Here is a 16,432-nt window from a genome sequence, read left to right on the forward strand (position 1 = left end):
CGTATGGCCCATGACGCCGATCAGACTCCTCCTCGTCGACGACGACCCGCTCGTACGGGCCGGACTGGCCCTGATGATCGGCGGGGCCGAGGACATCGAGATCGTCGGGGAGGCCGCGGACGGCGCCCAGGCCGAGGAACTCGTCTCGCGCACCCGGCCGGACGTCGTCCTCATGGACATCCGGATGCCCTCGGTGGACGGGCTCACCGCGACCGAGCGACTGCGCGCCCGGGCCGACGCCCCGCAGGTCGTGGTGCTCACCACCTTCCACGCCGACGAGCAGGTGCTGCACGCCCTGCGCGCGGGCGCCGCCGGATTCGTGCTGAAGGACACCCCGCCCGCCGAGATCGTCGACGCCGTGCGCCGGGTCGCGGCCGGCGACCCCGTGCTGTCGCCCGCCGTCACCCGGCAGCTGATGCGGCACGCGGCCGGCGGCGCCGCCGACGCGCGCCAGGCACGCGCGCGTGAACGGCTCGCCGTCCTCAACGACCGCGAACGCGAGGTCGCCGTCGCCGTCGGCCGCGGCCTTGCCAACGCGGCGATCGCCACCGAGCTGTTCATGAGCGTGGCCACCGTCAAGACGCACGTCTCGCGCATCCTCGCCAAGCTGGGCCTCGACAACCGCGTCCAGATCGCGTTGCTCGCGTACGACGCCGGACTCCTCGAGGACGACGGGCACTAAGCGCGTACGCCGCGCGTTGTCCTGGTACCGGGGGTGCCCGGTGTGCCTCGGGGGCGTCCGGAAGGGGAGCGATGGGCAGGCAACACGTGGTCGACCTTGGGGAGTTGGGGGACGCGCTGCGCACGGATCCCCATCCGGTGTACGCCCGGCTGCGCGAGCAGGGCCCCGTGCACCGCGTCCGGCTGCCGGGCTGGGAGGAAGACGCCTGGCTGGTCGTCGGGTACGAGGAGGCGCGGGCGGCCCTCGCCGACCCCCGGCTGGCCAAGGACACCGGCAAGATCGGCCTGACCGCCATGGAGGAGGAGATGATCGGCCGGCATCTGCTCACCACCGATCCGCCCCAGCACACCCGGCTGCGCGGCCTCGTCACGCGCGCGTTCACGATGCGCCGGGTGGAGCAGCTGCGCCCGAGGATCCAGCAGATCACCGACGAACTGCTGGACGAGATGCTCCCGGCCGGCCGCGCCGACCTCATCGCCGCCCTCGCCTACCCGCTGCCGATCACCGTCATCTGCGAACTCCTCGGCGTGCCGGGCATGGACCGCGAGGAGTTCCGCAAGATGTCCACGGAGGTGGTCGCGCCCACCAACGGGCAGACGGGTTACGAGGCGATCGTCCAGCTCGGTGAGTACCTCACCGAGCTGATCGAGGACAAGCGCTCCTCCGGCCCCACCGACGACCTGCTGAGCGATCTGATCCGCACCACTGCCGAGGACGGCGACCGGCTCTCCGCACACGAACTGCGCGGCATGGCCTTCCTGCTGCTGATCGCCGGCCACGAGACCACCGTCAACCTCATCGGCAACGGCGTCCACGCCCTCCTGACCCACCCCGGCCAACTCGCGGCCCTGCGCGCCGACATGACCCTCCTGGACGGCGCCGTCGAGGAGATGCTGCGCTACGAAGGCCCCGTGCAGAGCGCCACCTACCGGTTCGCCGCCGAACCCCTGGAGATCGCCGGCGCGGCCATCGCGAAGGGCACCCATGTGGTGATCAGCCTCACCGCGGCCCAGCGCGACGGCGAGCGCTACGGCGACCCGGACCGGTTCGACATCCGCCGCGACACCCGCGGCCACCTCGCCTTCGGCCACGGCATCCACTACTGCCTCGGCGCACCTCTGGCCCGCCTGGAGGGCCGCACGGCCATCGGCACCCTCCTGGAGCGCGCCCCCGCCCTCGAACTCGACGGCACACCGGGCGAGTGGCTGCCCGGCCTCCTGATGAGAGGGATGCGCAGCCTCCCGGTCCGCTGGTGACCAGCAGCTGACACCACCTGCGCGCGGGCCCGCGACAACGGCCGCAGGCACAGCCCCCACCACGGTCGTGCGTGGCGCCTGCGACACGGTGGTGGGGCGAGCCGGCGGCTGCGGCCGTGCGTGGCGCCCGCGGCAACCGTCGTAGACGGCGCCGGCGGCAATGGTGGTGCGTGCCGCCGACGTCTGCGGTGGCGCGTGGCGCGCGCGGCTGCGGCTGCGCGAGGCACTTGTGGCAGCGGTCGTGGGCGGCGCCGGCGGCTACGGTGGTGCCTGTCGCCGGCGGCGATGGTGGTGCGTGGCGCCGACGTCTGCGGTCGTGCGTGGCGCGCGCGGCTGCGGGTGCGTCAGCCGCTTGCGGCAGCGGTCGTGGGCGGCGCCGGCGGCTACGGTCTGTGCGAGGTGCCCGCGGCAAGGGTCGTGCGTGGTGCGTGCGGCTGCGCGAGGCACTTGAGGCAGCGGTCGTGGGCGGTGCCCGCGGCAACGGTCGTACGCGGCGCCCGTGGCACTGTCGTGCGGCGCGCACACGGCACGGGCGGAGTCGGCGGTGACGGTCGTGCGGGGCGCCTGCAGCAACGGTGATACGCGGCGCCCGCCGTAACGGTCGTAAGAGGCCCTCGGCATCGGTCGTACGCGGCCCCCGCATCAGCCCTGCGACGGCCGTGCCCGGTCCGGGAGCTCCGTGAGGGACACCGGGCGCCGCTCGCGCCGGGAGATCTCGCAGGCCTCGGCCAACCGCAGGGCCTGCAGGGCCTCGTGGCCGTCGCACGGGTTGGGGCGATCGCCGCGCACCACGTCGACGAAGGCGTTCAGCTCGGCCTCGTACGCGGGCCCGAACCGCTCCAGGAAGCCCGGCCACGGCTTGTCCGCGGGCGGCGGCCCGGTCGGCTCGGTGGACGCGAGCGGCGTACGGTCGTCCAGGCCGACCACGACCGTGTCCGCTTCCCCGGCCAGCTCCATGCGCACGTCGTACCCGGCGCCGTTCAGCCGGGTCGCCGTGGCCGTGGCGAGCGTGCCGTCGTCCAGCGTGAGCAGCGCCGCGCCCGTGCCGACGTCACCGGCCTCGCGGAACATCGGGGGCCCGGCGTCGGACCCGGTGGCGTACACGTCGGCCACCTCACGGCCCGTCACCCAGCGCAGCACGTCGAAGTCGTGGATCAGCGTGTCCCGGAACAGCCCGCCGGACAGCGGCAGCCAGTCGGCGGGTGGAGGGGACTGGTCGCAGGTCATCGCGCGCACGGTGTGCAGCCGGCCGAGGCGTCCCGAGCGCACGGCCTCGCGGGCGCCGGCGTATCCCGCGTCGAAGCGCCGCTGGAACCCCATCTGCAGGATCGTGCCCGCCGTCTCCACCTCGGCGAGCGCCTGCAGCGTGCCCGGCAGGTCGAGCGCGATCGGCTTCTCGCAGAAGACCGGCAGGGCCGAACGCGCTGCCCGACCGATCAGTTCGGCGTGTGCCGACGTCGCCGTGGTGATCACCACCGCGTCCACGCCCCACTTGAAGATCTCGTCCACACCCGGCGCCGCCGTCTCGCCCAGCCGGTGTGCCAGTCCCTGTGCCCGGGCCGGATCCGTGTCGGTCAGGATCAGCGATCCGACCTCGCGGTGACGGCTCAGCGTCCTCGCGTGAAGGGTGCCGATGCGGCCCGTACCGATGACCCCGATGCGCATGGAAACAAAGTGAGGGCGGAGCCCGTGCGCTGTCAATGCGTATGTCCGGACAATCGGACTACACAACTTCCCGTCAACCGGCCACGGGGCTACGCTCGGCCCCGTGCCGAAACCAGATGTGGACCCCACCGTGTCGCTCGACCTCCATGTGGACCGTAGCTCCCCGGTGCCGTTGTACTTCCAGCTCTCCCAGCAGCTGGAGGCCGCGATCGAGCACGGCAGCCTCACCCCCGGCAGCCTGCTGGGCAACGAGATCGAGCTGGCCGCGCGGCTCGGCCTGTCCCGGCCGACGGTCCGCCAGGCCATCCAGTCCCTCGTCGACAAGGGGCTCCTCGTACGCCGTCGCGGCGTCGGCACGCAGGTGGTGCACAGCCAGGTCAAGCGCCCGCTGGAGCTGAGCAGTCTCTACGACGATCTGGAGGCGGCCGGCCAGCGCCCCGCGACCAGGGTGCTGGTCAACACCGTCGTGCCGGCCTCCGCCGAGGTCGCCGCCGCGCTCGGCGTCCCCGAGGGCAGCGACGTGCACCGCATCGAGCGGCTGCGCCTCGCGCACGCCGAGCCGATGGCGTACCTGACCAACCATCTCCCGCCCGGCCTGCTCGACCTGGACACCGGCCAGCTGGAGGCGACCGGCCTGTACCGGCTGATGCGTTCGGCCGGGATCACCCTGCACAGCGCACGCCAGTCCATCGGCGCCCGCGCCGCCACGGCGGCCGAGGCCGAGCGGCTCGCGGAGGCCGAGGGTGCGCCGCTGCTCACCATGCAGCGCACCACCTTCGACGACACCGGCCGCGCGGTCGAGTTCGGCGATCACACCTACCGGCCGACCCGCTACTCCTTCGAGTTCCAGCTGCTCGTCCGGCCCTGACCGGCGAGCTGCGTTCGTCGCAATGTCCGGACATTCAGGCGGACGCCTGCTCCCCGGCTGTGTCATGAGTGTCACCCGTGTTCGATACTGGAGCGTTTGGGGCCGCTGAGCTGATCACCGGCCCCTTCCGTACGTACGAACACGGCAAGAAGGGGCACCGCCTCGTGGCACGGTTTCGGACCTGGGCAGTCATGGCGCTGACGGGGGCACTTTCGATGTCCTTGGCAGCCTGCAGCAGCACCGGAGGCAAGCGGGCCGAGGACGCCCGCAAGGCCGCCGCGGCCCAGGGGAGAGCGGCGGTGAACACACCGCGCTGGACCTTCGCGATGATCACCCACTCGGGAGACGGCGACACCTTCTGGGACATCGTGCAGAGCGGTGCCAAGCAGGCCGCCGTCAAGGACAACATCAACTTCCTGTACTCGCACGACGACCAGGCCCAGCAGCAGGCGCAGCTCGTGGACGCGGCGGTCGACAAGAAGGTCGACGGCATCATCGTCACCCTGGCCAAGCCCGACGCCATGAAGGCCGCCGTGGCCCGCGCCGAGAAGGCCGGCATCCCGGTCGTCACGGTGAACTCCGGCTCCGAGGAGTCCAAGGCCTTCGGCGCTCTCACCCACATAGGCCAGGACGAGACCATCGCCGGCGAGGCCGTCGGCGACGAGCTGAACAGGCGCGGGAAGAAGAAGGCCCTGTGCGTGCTGCACGAGCAGGGCAACGTCGGCCACGAGCAGCGCTGCGACGGCGTCGCCAGGGCCTTCCGCGGCACGCTGCAGAAGCTCTACGTCAACGGCACCGACATGCCCGACGTCCAGTCCGCCATCGAGGCCAAGCTTCAGGCCGACAGGTCCATCGACTCCGTCGTCACCCTGGGTGCCCCGTACGCCGACACCGCCGTGAAGGCGAGGAGCGACGCGGGCAGCAAGGCCGAGATCGACACCTTCGACCTCAACGCCCAGGTCGCCGCCGAGCTGAAGAACGGCACCCTCGGCTTCGCCGTGGACCAGCAGCCGTATCTCCAGGGCTACGAGGCGGTCGACCTGCTGTGGGCTTACAGGTACAACGGCGACGTCCTCGGCGGCGGCAAGCCGGTGCTGACCGGCCCGCAGATCATCACCAAGGACCAGGCCTCCGCGCTGGCCGCGTACACCCAGCGGGGCACCCGATGAGCACAGCCGTTGATGAAAGGATTCTGCAGAGCTCGCCGCTGAAGAAGCTGCTCGCCCGGCCGGAACTGGGCTCGGTGGTCGGCGCCCTCGCCGTCCTCCTCTTCTTCGCCTTCGCCGCCGACGGCTTCCTCAACGCCTCCAGCCTCAGCACGGTCCTGTACGCCTCCTCGACCATCGGCATCATGGCCGTACCGGTGGCGCTGCTGATGATCGGCGGCGAGTTCGACCTGTCGGCCGGTGTCCTGGTGACGTCCTCGGCGCTGGTCTCCTCGATGTTCAGCTACCAGATGACGGCGAACACCTGGGTCGGCGTCGGCGTCTCCCTGCTGGTCACCCTCGCCATCGGAGCCTTCAACGGCTTCATGCTCACCCGTACCGGGCTGCCCAGCTTCATCGTCACGCTGGGCACCTTCCTGATGCTGACCGGCGTCAACCTGGGCTTCACCAAGCTGATCGACGGCACGGTGTCGACGAAGACCATCGGGGACATGGAGGGCTTCCCCTCCGCCCACGCACTCTTCGCCTCGACCCTCACCGTCGGCGGCGTCGACTTCAAGGTCACGATCCTGTGGTGGCTGGGCCTGGTCGTCCTCGCCTCCTGGATCCTGCTGCGCACCCGCGCCGGCAACTGGATCTTCGCTGTCGGCGGCAACCAGGACGCGGCCCGCGCGGTCGGCGTCCCGGTCGCCAGGACCAAGATCGGCCTCTACATGGGAGTGGCGTTCGGCGCCTGGATCTCCGGCCAGCACCTGCTCTTCTCCTTCGACGCCGTCCAGTCCGGCGAGGGCGTCGGCAACGAGCTGATCTACATCATCGCGGCCGTGATCGGCGGCTGCCTGATCACCGGCGGCTACGGCAGCGCGATCGGCTCCGCCGTGGGCGCCCTCCTCTTCGGCATGACGAGCAAGGGCATCGTCTTCGCCGAGTGGAACCCCGACTGGTTCAAGTTCTTCCTCGGAGCGATGCTGCTCCTCGCGACCCTGCTCAACGCCTGGGTCAAGAAGCGCGCGGAGGCCAACAAGTGACTCTGGTCGAGCTGACCGACGTCAGCAAGCACTACGGCACCGTCCGAGCCCTCGAAGGCGTCTCGCTGGAGGTCCACCCCGGCGAGATCACCTGCGTCCTCGGCGACAACGGAGCCGGCAAGTCCACCCTGATCAAGATCGTCGCGGGTCTGCACCGGCACGACGGCGGCACCCTGAGCATCGAGGGCGAGGAGACGACCCTCTCCTCCCCGCGGGAGGCCCTGGACCGCGGCATCGCCACGGTCTACCAGGACCTGGCGGTGGTCCCCCTGATGCCGGTCTGGCGCAACTTCTTCCTCGGCTCCGAGCCCCGCAAGGGCAAGGGCCCCTTCAAGCGCCTGGACACCGACCTCATGCGCCGCACCACCCGTGAGGCCCTGCTCCGCATGGGCATCGACCTCCGTGACGTCGACCAACCCATCGGCACCCTCTCCGGCGGTGAACGCCAGTGCGTGGCGATCGCCCGCGCGGTCCACTTCGGTGCGAAGGTCCTGGTCCTGGACGAGCCGACGGCGGCACTGGGGGTGAAGCAGTCCGGTGTGGTCCTGAAATATGTGGCCGCGGCACGCGACGAGGGCCTGGGCGTTGTTCTGATCACCCACAACCCGCATCACGCGTACCTGGTGGGGGACAGGTTCGTACTGCTGCGCAGGGGCACGATGGTGGGGAATTACACACGGGACGACATAACGCTGGACGAGCTGACCCAGCAGATGGCCGGCGGGTCCGACCTTGAGGCTCTGCGCCACGAACTGCAGCGCAGCTAAGGGCCGCGGGGCACTGCGCGATCAACCACGACGCACCCGCGGACGGCAATGCTCGCGCACCCCCCTCCCCCTGCCCCGCGCAGCACTCAGCGTGAGCGTGCGGCACAATCGACCAACGATGAGCACCTACCGCGACCTCACCGCCCCCATCGGCTCCCGCCGAGCCCCGGTCCTGCGAACCGTCGGCACGCGCGAGCGCCGCTCCCACCTGACCGCACCCCGCGTGCCCACGGTGGGGATCGACATCGGCGGCACCAAGGTCATGGCGGGCGTCGTGGACGCCGACGGCACCATCCTGGAGAAGCTCCGCGCGGAGACCCCGGACAAGTCCAAGAGTCCCCAGGTCGTCGAGGACACCATCGTCGAACTCGTCCTGGACCTGTCCGACCGGCACGACGTGCACGCGGTGGGCATCGGCGCGGCCGGCTGGGTCGACGCCGACCGCAACCGCGTCCTGTTCGCCCCGCACCTGTCCTGGCGCAACGAACCGCTGCGCGACCGCCTGAGCGGTCGCCTGTCCGTGCCGGTCCTCGTGGACAACGACGCCAACACCGCCGCCTGGGCGGAGTGGCGCTTCGGCGCGGGGCGCGGCGAGGACCACCTGGTCATGATCACGCTCGGCACCGGCATCGGCGGCGCCATCCTGGAGGACGGCCAGGTCAAGCGCGGCAAGTACGGCGTCGCCGGCGAGTTCGGCCACATGCAGGTCGTGCCCGGCGGCCACCGCTGCCCGTGCGGCAACCGCGGCTGCTGGGAGCAGTACAGCTCGGGCAACGCACTCGTCCGCGAGGCCAAGGAGCTGGCCGCCGCCGACTCCCCGGTGGCCTACGGCATCATCGAGCACGTCAAGGGCAACATCCACGAGATCACCGGCCCGATGATCACCGAGCTGGCCCGCGAGGGCGACGCCATGTGCATCGAGCTGCTCCAGGACATCGGCCAGTGGCTCGGCGTCGGCATCGCCAACCTCGCCGCCGCCCTGGACCCCTCCTGCTTCGTGATCGGCGGCGGTGTCTCGGCCGCCGACGACCTGCTCATCGGCCCGGCCCGGGACGCCTTCAAGCGCCACCTCACCGGCCGCGGCTACCGCCCCGAGGCCCGCATCACCCGCGCCCAGCTCGGCCCCGAGGCCGGCATGGTGGGCGCCGCCGACCTGGCCCGGCTGGTCGCCCGCCGGTTCCGCCGGGCCAAGCGCCGCCGGGTGGAGCGGTACGAGCGCTACGAGCGGTACACCCAGGCCCGCCGCGACCGGGACACCGCATGACCGCCTCCCTGCCCCGCCAGGCCGCCCCGCCGGACGAGCCGCGCCGCCGCGCCGAAGACCCCCGGCACAAGGCCAGGCGCCGCGCGCTCACCCTGCTGATCATCGGCCTGCTGATCGGCGTCCCGGCCGGCTACCTGGTGATCTCCGCGAACCAGAGCCGCAACAGCGGCAAGGACAAGGAGGCGAAGTACTCGGCGACCGGCCTGACCCCGGGTTGGCCGTCGAAGGTGCAGCGCCGCCTCTACCAGGTGACCGTCCCGCACCCGGCCGACTACATCGCCTCCTACGAGACGAACAACTGGAAGACCAGCCGCCTCTACGTGCAGTTCCGCACCAACGAAGCCGGCCTGGACAGCTTCCTGCAGACCATGGGCGCGCGCCGGGACGAGCTGAAGACGGGCGACATCACCATCGGCACCCGCGACCAGAAGGTCAGCGGCTGGCACTTCACCGGACCCGGCCCCTGGTGGGGGCTGACCCATGCGCAGAAGAACCCTGCGCCGACCCAGGACGTGGTCGTGAACATGTCCGACCCGAAGAACCCGATGGTCTACGTCGTCTCCCGCACGGTCCCGTAACCGCAGGCCACGACCGGTCCGGGGCCGGTTGTCAGACCCCGCCCGTAGAGTCGAAGACGTCTGGTCCGACGCACGGGCGGGAGGTGGCAGGACGTATGAACGCAGGCACGGCCGCGGTGGCCGGGCGCACGGGAGGCTCCGGGCAGGCCGGGGGCCAGGTCCCGGTGCGCCTCGCGTCCGTGTACCTTCCCGCACCCCTCCCACGCGAGGGCCGCATCGCCTTCTGGGACCCCGAGGGCGGGTCCCTCGAGGGCGACACCGCCGAGATCACGGTCGTACGACGCCACGGTGCGGGTGTGCGCCGCCGGCAGGTGCCCGCGCTGACGCTGCCGCTCGCCGAGGCCCTGCCGCTGCTGGTCCGGGCCCGCCGCGACCCGGCCGCCCATCCGGCCACCGCCTGCTGGGGCGCCGCCGCGCTGCACGCGCTGCGGCTGGTCGCCCGCGGCCGCCTGCTGCCGGGCCTGACCCCGGCCGGCCACGACGCCTGGCGCGCCGGCCCGCTGGAGCCCGCCGACATCGCCCACCTGCGCGCGGTCGCCGCGGCCCTGCCGCCGGAGGGCCACGCCGTGCCGCTCCCGGACCCGGGCCTGCTCCGGCTGCCCGAACCGGAGGCCCTGGTCCGCTCCTTCCTGGACGCGGTCGCCGACACCCTGCCCCGCACCCCGGCCGCCCCGTTCACCGCCGGCCGGCCCTTCGCCGCCCGGGAGCCCGTGGCGCTGCCACAGGCCCATGAATGGGCGGCCGAGGTCGCCGCCGGCATGGACGCGGGCGTGCGGATCTCGCTCCGCCTGGACCTGTCCGCGTACGACGTCTTCGACGCCGACGCGGGCGTCCAGCAGGCGACCGGCCCGAGGAACGCGGGCGCGGCCATCGTGCAGGTGCACAGCCTCGCCGACCCCACCCTGGTGGCCGACGCGGCGGCTCTGTGGGCGGGGGAGGCCGACACGGCGTTCGGGCCCCGCTCGCGGGTGGACGCCGCCCTCGCGGTGCGGCGCGCGGCCCGCGTGTGGCCGCCCCTGGACCGGCTCGCCGAACAGGACGTGCCCGATGTGCTCGCCCTGTCCGAGGAGGAGCTGGGTGATTTGCTCGGCGTCGCCGCCACGCGGCTGGCCGCCGCCGGGGTCGCCGTGCACTGGCCCCGGGACCTCGCCCGCGACCTCACGGCGGCGGCGGTGGTGCGCCCGGCGCCCGGCTCGGCGACCGACGGCACCGGCTTCTTCGAGAGCGAGGAACTGCTCCAGTTCCGCTGGCAGCTGGCCCTCGGCGGGGATCCGCTCAGCGAGGCCGAGATGGACACCCTGGCCGAGGCCCACCGCCCGGTCGTACGGCTGCGGGACCGCTGGGTGCTGGTCGACCCGGCCCTCGTCCGCAAGGCCCGCAAGCGCGAACTGGGCCTGCTCGACCCGGTCGACGCGCTCTCCGTGGCGCTCACCGGCACCGCCGACGTCGACGGCGAGAGTGTCGAGGCCGTACCGGTCGGCGCGCTGGCCGCCCTCCGCGACCGGCTCACGGCGGGCCTGCGCCCCGCCGACCCGCCCGCGGGCCTCGCCGCCACCCTCCGCGACTACCAGCTGCGCGGTCTGGCCTGGCTGGACCTGATGACCTCCCTCGGCCTCGGCGGCTGCCTCGCCGACGACATGGGCCTCGGCAAGACGGTCACGCTCATCGCCCTGCACCTCAAACGGGCCCGCACCGAGCCGACCCTCGTCGTCTGCCCGGCCTCCCTGCTCGGCAACTGGCAGCGCGAGATCACCCGCTTCGCACCCGGCGTCCCCGTCCGCCGCTTCCACGGCCCGGACCGCGCCCTCGACGGCCTCGACGGCGGGTTCGTCCTCACCACGTACGGCACGATGCGATCGGCGGCCGCACAGCTCGCCGACCGTGCCTGGGGGATGGTCGTCGCCGACGAGGCCCAGCACGTGAAGAACCCCTACTCGGCCACCGCCAAGGCGCTGCGCACCATCCCGGCCCCCGCGCGCGTGGCGCTGACCGGCACCCCGGTGGAGAACAACCTCTCCGAACTGTGGGCCCTGCTCGACTGGACCACCCCCGGACTCCTCGGCCCCCTGAAGTCCTTCCGCGCCCGGCACGCCCGCGCGGTGGAGAACGGCGAGGACCAGGAGGCCACCGACCGCCTCGCCCGCCTGGTCCGGCCGTTCCTGCTCCGCCGCAAGAAGTCCGACCCCGGCATCGTCCCCGAACTGCCCCCCAAGACCGAGACCGACCACCCGGTGCCGCTCACCCGCGAGCAGGCCGCGCTGTACGAGGCGGTGGTGCGCGAGTCCATGCTGGCCATCGAGATCGCCGAGGGCATCGCCCGCCGGGGCCTGGTCCTGAAACTGCTGGGCGCCCTGAAGCAGATCTGCGACCACCCGGCGCTGTACCTGAAGGAGGAGACGCACGCCGACCGGCTCGTGGCCCGCTCCGGCAAACTCGCCCTGCTGGACGAGCTGTTGGACACCCTCCTCGCCGAGGACGGCTCGGCGCTCGTCTTCACCCAGTACGTCGGCATGGCCCGCCTCATCGCCGCGCACCTGTCCGCCCGGGCGATCCCGGTGGACCTGCTGCACGGCGGCACTCCCGTCCCGGAACGCGAGCGCATGGTCGACCGCTTCCAGAGCGGTGAAACCCCGATCCTGGTGCTCTCCCTCAAGGCCGCCGGCACCGGCCTGAACCTCACCCGCGCAGGCCATGTCATCCACTTCGACCGCTGGTGGAACCCGGCGGTCGAGGAACAGGCCACCGACCGCGCGTACCGCATCGGCCAGACCCAGCCGGTCCAGGTCCACCGCCTGGTCACCGAGGGCACGGTCGAGGACCGCATCGCCGAGATACTCGCCGCCAAGCGCGCCCTGGCCGACGCCATCCTGGGCTCCGGCGAGGCGGCCCTCACCGAACTGACGGACCGCGAGCTGTCCGACCTCGTCTCACTGCGGAGGCAGTCATGACGGCCGGAGAACGCGGAGAACAGCGCCCCGCCGACGCCGCCCGCCGGGCCCTGCGGGAGGCACGCCGGCGCGCGGAGACCGCACGGGCCGGGTCCCAAGATGTCGGGCTCCAGCCGGCCGGATCCGAGGAGGGCAGGACCGAGCGGGCTGGGGCTGAGTGGGCTCGGGGTGAGCGGGCTGGGGCCGAGCGGACTGGGGCTGACCGGGCGGGTGACCAGGACGCGGGTGATCGATCCGTGTCCGAGGCTGACCGTGCAGATGCCCGAGGCGTGTCCGGGGCCGACCGTGTGGGGGAGCGGGGCGTGTCCGGGGCCATCCGGGCGGAAGGGCCCCCTGTGCGACCCGCCGACGTGGCCAGGGAAGCACTCCGGTCCGCACGCCGGGAGGCGCTGCGTGCCGAGGCCGAGGCGGAGGAGGCCGCCGCACGTGGCCGGCGATCGCAGGAGCGCCGTACCCGACGCGGGCCGCGCGCGACCGGTGGCTCCGGCTCCCCGGCACCGCGTACTCCTGCCGTCCCCGGACCGGACTCCCCGGCCGCCCGCGCCAAGGCTGCCCAGGACATGCGGCACTACCTGGCCAACGCCTTCCGGATGCCGGTGTGGTCCGACACCCCGGAGGACGAGACGCCGAGCGCGGGCACCAGCGGCAGCGGCGACAGCACCGAGACCGCCGACCCCACTGACCCCATCGACCCAACCGAGCCGCGCCCCGTCACCGCCCCCGCCGGACCGGATCCCACGCCCGCCGGTCCGGGGCCGGCGCGGGACGAGCCGGCGTACCCGCCCGCACCCCCCGCCACATCCGCTCCCGCCACCCCCACCGTCCCCGGCGGCACGAACAACCGACGTGGCACCATCCCGCGCCGATCCGACCCCGCAGCCGCGTCCCCCCATGTGCCCGCCAGCATGGCCACCCCCCACCGCGACTCCGAACTGCGCCGTACGTTCCCCGAGTTCGCGCCCCGGGAGACCACCGACGAGGGTGTGCCGTTCGCGGGGACCTGGTGGGGCAACGCCTGGGTGGCCGCGCTGGAGCAGGGCGCGCTGGACCCCAAGAGGCTGGCGCGGGGCCGCGGTTATGCCGACCAGGGGCACGTCGACGCGATCACCGTGACCCCGGGGCTGGTCCTGGCGTACGTCCGGGGAAGCCGGCCCCGCCCGTACCGGGTGCAGGTGCGGGTCCGCACGCTGGAGGACACGGACTGGGCGCGCTTCCTGGACGCGGCCGCCGACCGGCCGGGGCACATCGCCGCGCTGCTCGACAAGGAACTGCCCCAGTCCCTCGCCGACTGCGGTGTGCCCCTGCTGCCCGGCCCCGGTGACCTCGTGCCGCGCTGCAGCTGCCCCGACTCCGGGCACCCCTGCAAGCACGCGGCGGCGCTCTGCTACCAGACGGCACGGCTGCTCGACGCCGACCCGTTCGTGCTGCTCCTGCTGCGCGGCCGGGGCGAGCGGAGCCTGCTCGACGCGCTGTCGCGCCGCAGTGCCGCCCGTGCGGCCCGCGCCGCACAGGAGCGGCAGCCGGAGTCCCTGCCGGGCATGCGCGCCGCCGACGCCCTCGCCCCGCGCCAACTCCCGCCGCTGCCCCCGCCGTTGCCGGTGCCCCCGCACCCCGAGCAGCCCCCGGTCTATCCGGCGGCGCCCGGCGGCCCGGACCCCTTCGCGCTGGACCAGCTCGCGACCGACGCCGCCGCCCGTGCCCACGCGCTGCTCGGCACCGGACGAGACCCGGTGGGCGAGCTGACCCTGTGGCAGGACGCGGTGCGCCTGGCCGCCGCCCGCCCCGGCTCCGGCCTCACGGCCACCACCCGCACCCTGTACGCCACGCTCGCCACGGCCGTCGGCCGCACCCCGGCCGAGCTGGCGCGGGCCGTCGCGGCCTGGCGCCAGGGCGGGGCCGCCGGGCTGGCCGTCCTGGAGGAGCCGTGGGATCCGCCGGCCGGCCGCTTCGACCGGGCCCGCCCGCTGCTGCTCGCCGCAGACCTCCCGGCGTTCCGCCCCTGGCGCAACCGCCTCACCCATCCGCGCGGGCACGTCCAGCTCCGGCTGGGCCGCGACGGCCTGTGGTACGCGTACGAGTCGGAACCGGGCCAGGACGACTGGTGGCCCCGCGGCACACCCGACCTGGACCCGGTGGGCGCCCTGACCGGGCTCGGCACACCGGACGACGCCTGACCGTCCGGGGCGCGAGAAAGCCGGTGCCGGCAGCGGTTGTCGCTGCCGGCACCGGCCTTTTGGCGCTGGGGTGCGTCGGCTCAGTAGGCGGAGTTGACGTTGTCGATGGAGCCGTAGCGGTGGGCGGCGTAGTTGGCGGCCGCGGTGATGTTGGCGACCGGGTCGGTGACGCTCTTGGCGGTGCCGGCGACGTGGTAGGCGTTGAAGGTCGGGTCGATGACCTGGAGGAGGCCCTTGGAGGGGGTGCCCTTCTGGGCGTTGCCGTCCCAGTTGTTCTGGGCGCCGGGGTTGCCGCCGGACTCGCGCATGATGTTGCGCTTGAGGCCCTCGTAGCTGCCGGGGATGCCCTTGGCCTTCATGATCTGCAGGGACTGCTTGATCCAGCCGTCGAGGCTGTTGGCGGAGCCGCTGGTCGACCGGGCGGTGGTGCCGCTGTCGTTGGCGGAGGCCGTGACCACCGAGGAGGCGGGCACCTGCGTCGCTTCGGCGGCCTGGGCGTTCGCGGGCATCAGAGTGAGGGCGACGGCCGCGGCGCCCGTGGTGGTGATGCCGGTGAGGGCGAGGGTGCGCAGACGGGCGATGCGGGTGCGGGTGGTCATGGTCATACGGAAGGAACTCTCCACGGAAGGACGTCGTCGGCGCCGGCCGCTGTCGGTCGCGGTGGCGTGGGGCGGGGGCCCCGTGCTGCGTCGGGAGTGGGCAGATCCGGCGGAATCCCGCTCGGTCCGCCCGGTGGCTCCCGGCGACGACAGCAATGTTTAGCGACGGGTTCGGCGAGGCGCAATGATGTGACGTACTACCCATCTTCGGATAAATGTCCGAAATGAGATGCTATGGCGACTTCTGTGCAGCTCAGTCGGGTGATGGGTCTACGGCCTCGGCTAGGACGTGATCTGCGTCCTATGGGTGGCGTCACACCCACGACCCCGCCGACGGGGCTCTGTGGCCTCGGCCGGGGCGCCGGTGTCTCTCCTCCGGCCGGCACTTCCAGGACGCCGAACGTCCCGTCGCTCTCCGGTGCACCGCCGTCGGCTTCGGCGTCCTCGGTGTCCTCGGCGATCGCCTCGGCCCGGGCCTCCGCCTCCGCGGCGGCGTCCTTCGCCTCCGCGGCGGATCCTTCGCCGCGGCTCGCGCCTCTGAGTACGCGTCGGCGGCGCCGTCGCGGTTCCGCTGGTCCCCCCCGCCGGCTCGCATGATCTGTGTGGGTCCGGTGTGGTCCGTCGGGGTGGTGCCTCGGCGCCCGGTGGCCGATGGCATCATGACCGGCCGGATCGGCATCGGCCAGGCGGGGAGACGTGAGACGGTGAGGGCGGGACGGGGGTACCGGGTGAAGGCCGGCAGCGCACCGAAGACGGTGCCGGGCCGCATCGCGACGGCGATGTTCATGGTGTTCATCGGGGTGCTGTTCAGCGGCCTCGGGATCGGCGGGGGCGTGGGTCTCGCCGACGGCCTGAAGTACTCCACACGCATGTCCGGCACTCCCGGGCTGCTGAAGATAGAGACCTGCCAGACCACGGGCACCGGCAAACAGCGCCATACCGACTGCTACGGCCTCTTCCGCTCCGACGATCACCACGTGGTGGACCGGTTCGCCTCCATCGGCGACTCCTACGAGGTCGGGACGGTCATGCCGGTCCAGCACGACGCGGAGGGCCACTGTTATCTGGTCGGGGTGGCCCCGACGGCCGGCCGGCTGGCCGGGATCTGCGCCTGTGTGGTGGCACTCGTCGCCGGACTGACCGCCCTGTGCGGCGCGTTTTCCACCGTGATGCCGCGGCTGGGCGGCCGGATCGGTGCGGCGTTGTGGCCACCGGGGGCCGGCCGGATGCTGGGCCGGCTGCTCAAGGCGTGCGGCATCGGTTTCGCCCTCTTCGGCGTGACGGGCGTGATCGGATGGCTGGCCATGCCCTGACGACGCGTACGGGTGACGCGACGGGGGTCCCGTGTGGCGCGGCCTGCCCGGGCCGGGATCTACACTCAGTTGGTAGCCGCAAGCAACGGAACCTGGGCGACGGCCGTCCCGCCCGTCCGCCGAA

13 protein-coding genes are annotated in these 16,432 nt (G+C 72.9%); 11 read left to right on the forward strand and 2 right to left on the reverse strand.

Translation table 11 applies throughout. The features are described 5' to 3' along the window. Window positions 1-10 precede the first annotated feature (10 nt). Window positions 11-682 (forward strand): response regulator transcription factor, encoded by a 672-nt coding sequence (locus tag LMU33_RS13860; RefSeq protein WP_228620545.1) that lies wholly within the window; start codon window positions 11-13, stop codon window positions 680-682. Between the two features lie 71 nt (window positions 683-753). Beyond that, the gene (locus LMU33_RS13865) at window positions 754-1,938 is read left to right on the forward strand and encodes a cytochrome P450 family protein (protein WP_228620547.1); all 1,185 of its coding nucleotides are present in this window, start codon (window positions 754-756) and stop codon (window positions 1,936-1,938) included. A gap of 642 nt (window positions 1,939-2,580) precedes the next feature. On the opposite strand, the gene LMU33_RS13870 is transcribed toward LMU33_RS13865, so the two are convergent. Continuing rightward, window positions 2,581-3,603 (reverse strand): Gfo/Idh/MocA family protein, encoded by a 1,023-nt coding sequence (locus LMU33_RS13870; RefSeq protein ID WP_228620549.1) that lies wholly within the window; start codon window positions 3,601-3,603, stop codon window positions 2,581-2,583. A 130-nt stretch (window positions 3,604-3,733) separates the two neighbouring features. Here LMU33_RS13870 and LMU33_RS13875 point away from each other — a divergent pair, with 130 nt between their 5' ends. The 8 genes from LMU33_RS13875 (at window position 3,734) to LMU33_RS13910 (ending at window position 14,396) form a co-directional block, all read left to right on the forward strand. Then, complete coding sequence (locus LMU33_RS13875; RefSeq protein ID WP_228620965.1) at window positions 3,734-4,471, forward strand: GntR family transcriptional regulator; 738 nt, start codon at window positions 3,734-3,736, stop codon at window positions 4,469-4,471. A 164-nt stretch (window positions 4,472-4,635) separates the two neighbouring features. Further along, entirely contained in the window at window positions 4,636-5,640 is a 1,005-nt protein-coding gene (locus LMU33_RS13880) for a sugar ABC transporter substrate-binding protein (RefSeq protein WP_228620551.1), read from the forward strand. Next, complete coding sequence (locus LMU33_RS13885) at window positions 5,637-6,665, forward strand: ABC transporter permease (RefSeq protein ID WP_228620553.1); 1,029 nt, start codon at window positions 5,637-5,639, stop codon at window positions 6,663-6,665. Before LMU33_RS13880 ends, LMU33_RS13885 begins: the two co-directional genes overlap by 4 nt. Beyond that, window positions 6,662-7,432, forward strand: a complete 771-nt coding sequence (locus LMU33_RS13890; protein ID WP_228620555.1) for an ATP-binding cassette domain-containing protein — start codon at window positions 6,662-6,664, stop codon at window positions 7,430-7,432. Before LMU33_RS13885 ends, LMU33_RS13890 begins: the two co-directional genes overlap by 4 nt. 118 nt (window positions 7,433-7,550) lie before the next feature. After that, window positions 7,551-8,696 carry an ROK family glucokinase gene (locus LMU33_RS13895; protein WP_228620557.1) on the forward strand — a complete coding sequence of 382 codons (1,146 nt, stop codon included), beginning with the start codon at window positions 7,551-7,553 and terminating at the stop codon, window positions 8,694-8,696. After that, window positions 8,693-9,274 carry a sugar kinase gene (locus LMU33_RS13900; protein WP_228620559.1) on the forward strand — a complete coding sequence of 194 codons (582 nt, stop codon included), beginning with the start codon at window positions 8,693-8,695 and terminating at the stop codon, window positions 9,272-9,274. The genes LMU33_RS13895 and LMU33_RS13900 overlap by 4 nt, the downstream gene beginning before the upstream one ends. 95 nt (window positions 9,275-9,369) lie before the next feature. After that, window positions 9,370-12,222: an SCO1167/SCO6262 family helicase gene (locus LMU33_RS13905; protein WP_228620561.1), complete on the forward strand. Its 2,853-nt coding sequence runs from the start codon at window positions 9,370-9,372 to the stop codon at window positions 12,220-12,222. Continuing rightward, window positions 12,219-14,396, forward strand: coding sequence for an SWIM zinc finger family protein (locus LMU33_RS13910; RefSeq protein WP_228620563.1), 2,178 nt, complete (start codon window positions 12,219-12,221; stop codon window positions 14,394-14,396). The genes LMU33_RS13905 and LMU33_RS13910 overlap by 4 nt, the downstream gene beginning before the upstream one ends. An 80-nt stretch (window positions 14,397-14,476) precedes the next feature. Here the strand turns inward: LMU33_RS13910 and LMU33_RS13915 are convergent, their stop codons facing one another. Further along, on the reverse strand, window positions 14,477-15,001 hold the full coding sequence (locus LMU33_RS13915; RefSeq protein WP_228620565.1) for a transglycosylase SLT domain-containing protein: 525 nt from the start codon (window positions 14,999-15,001) through the stop codon (window positions 14,477-14,479). A 638-nt stretch (window positions 15,002-15,639) separates the two neighbouring features. Between LMU33_RS13915 and LMU33_RS13920 the strand changes: the two genes are divergently transcribed. After that, entirely contained in the window at window positions 15,640-16,308 is a 669-nt protein-coding gene (locus tag LMU33_RS13920) for a hypothetical protein (RefSeq protein WP_228620567.1), read from the forward strand. Window positions 16,309-16,432 lie beyond the last annotated feature (124 nt).

Origin of the sequence: Streptomyces barringtoniae (genome assembly GCF_020819595.1) — a bacterium.
Taxonomy (GTDB): Bacteria; Actinomycetota; Actinomycetes; order Streptomycetales; family Streptomycetaceae; genus Streptomyces; species Streptomyces barringtoniae.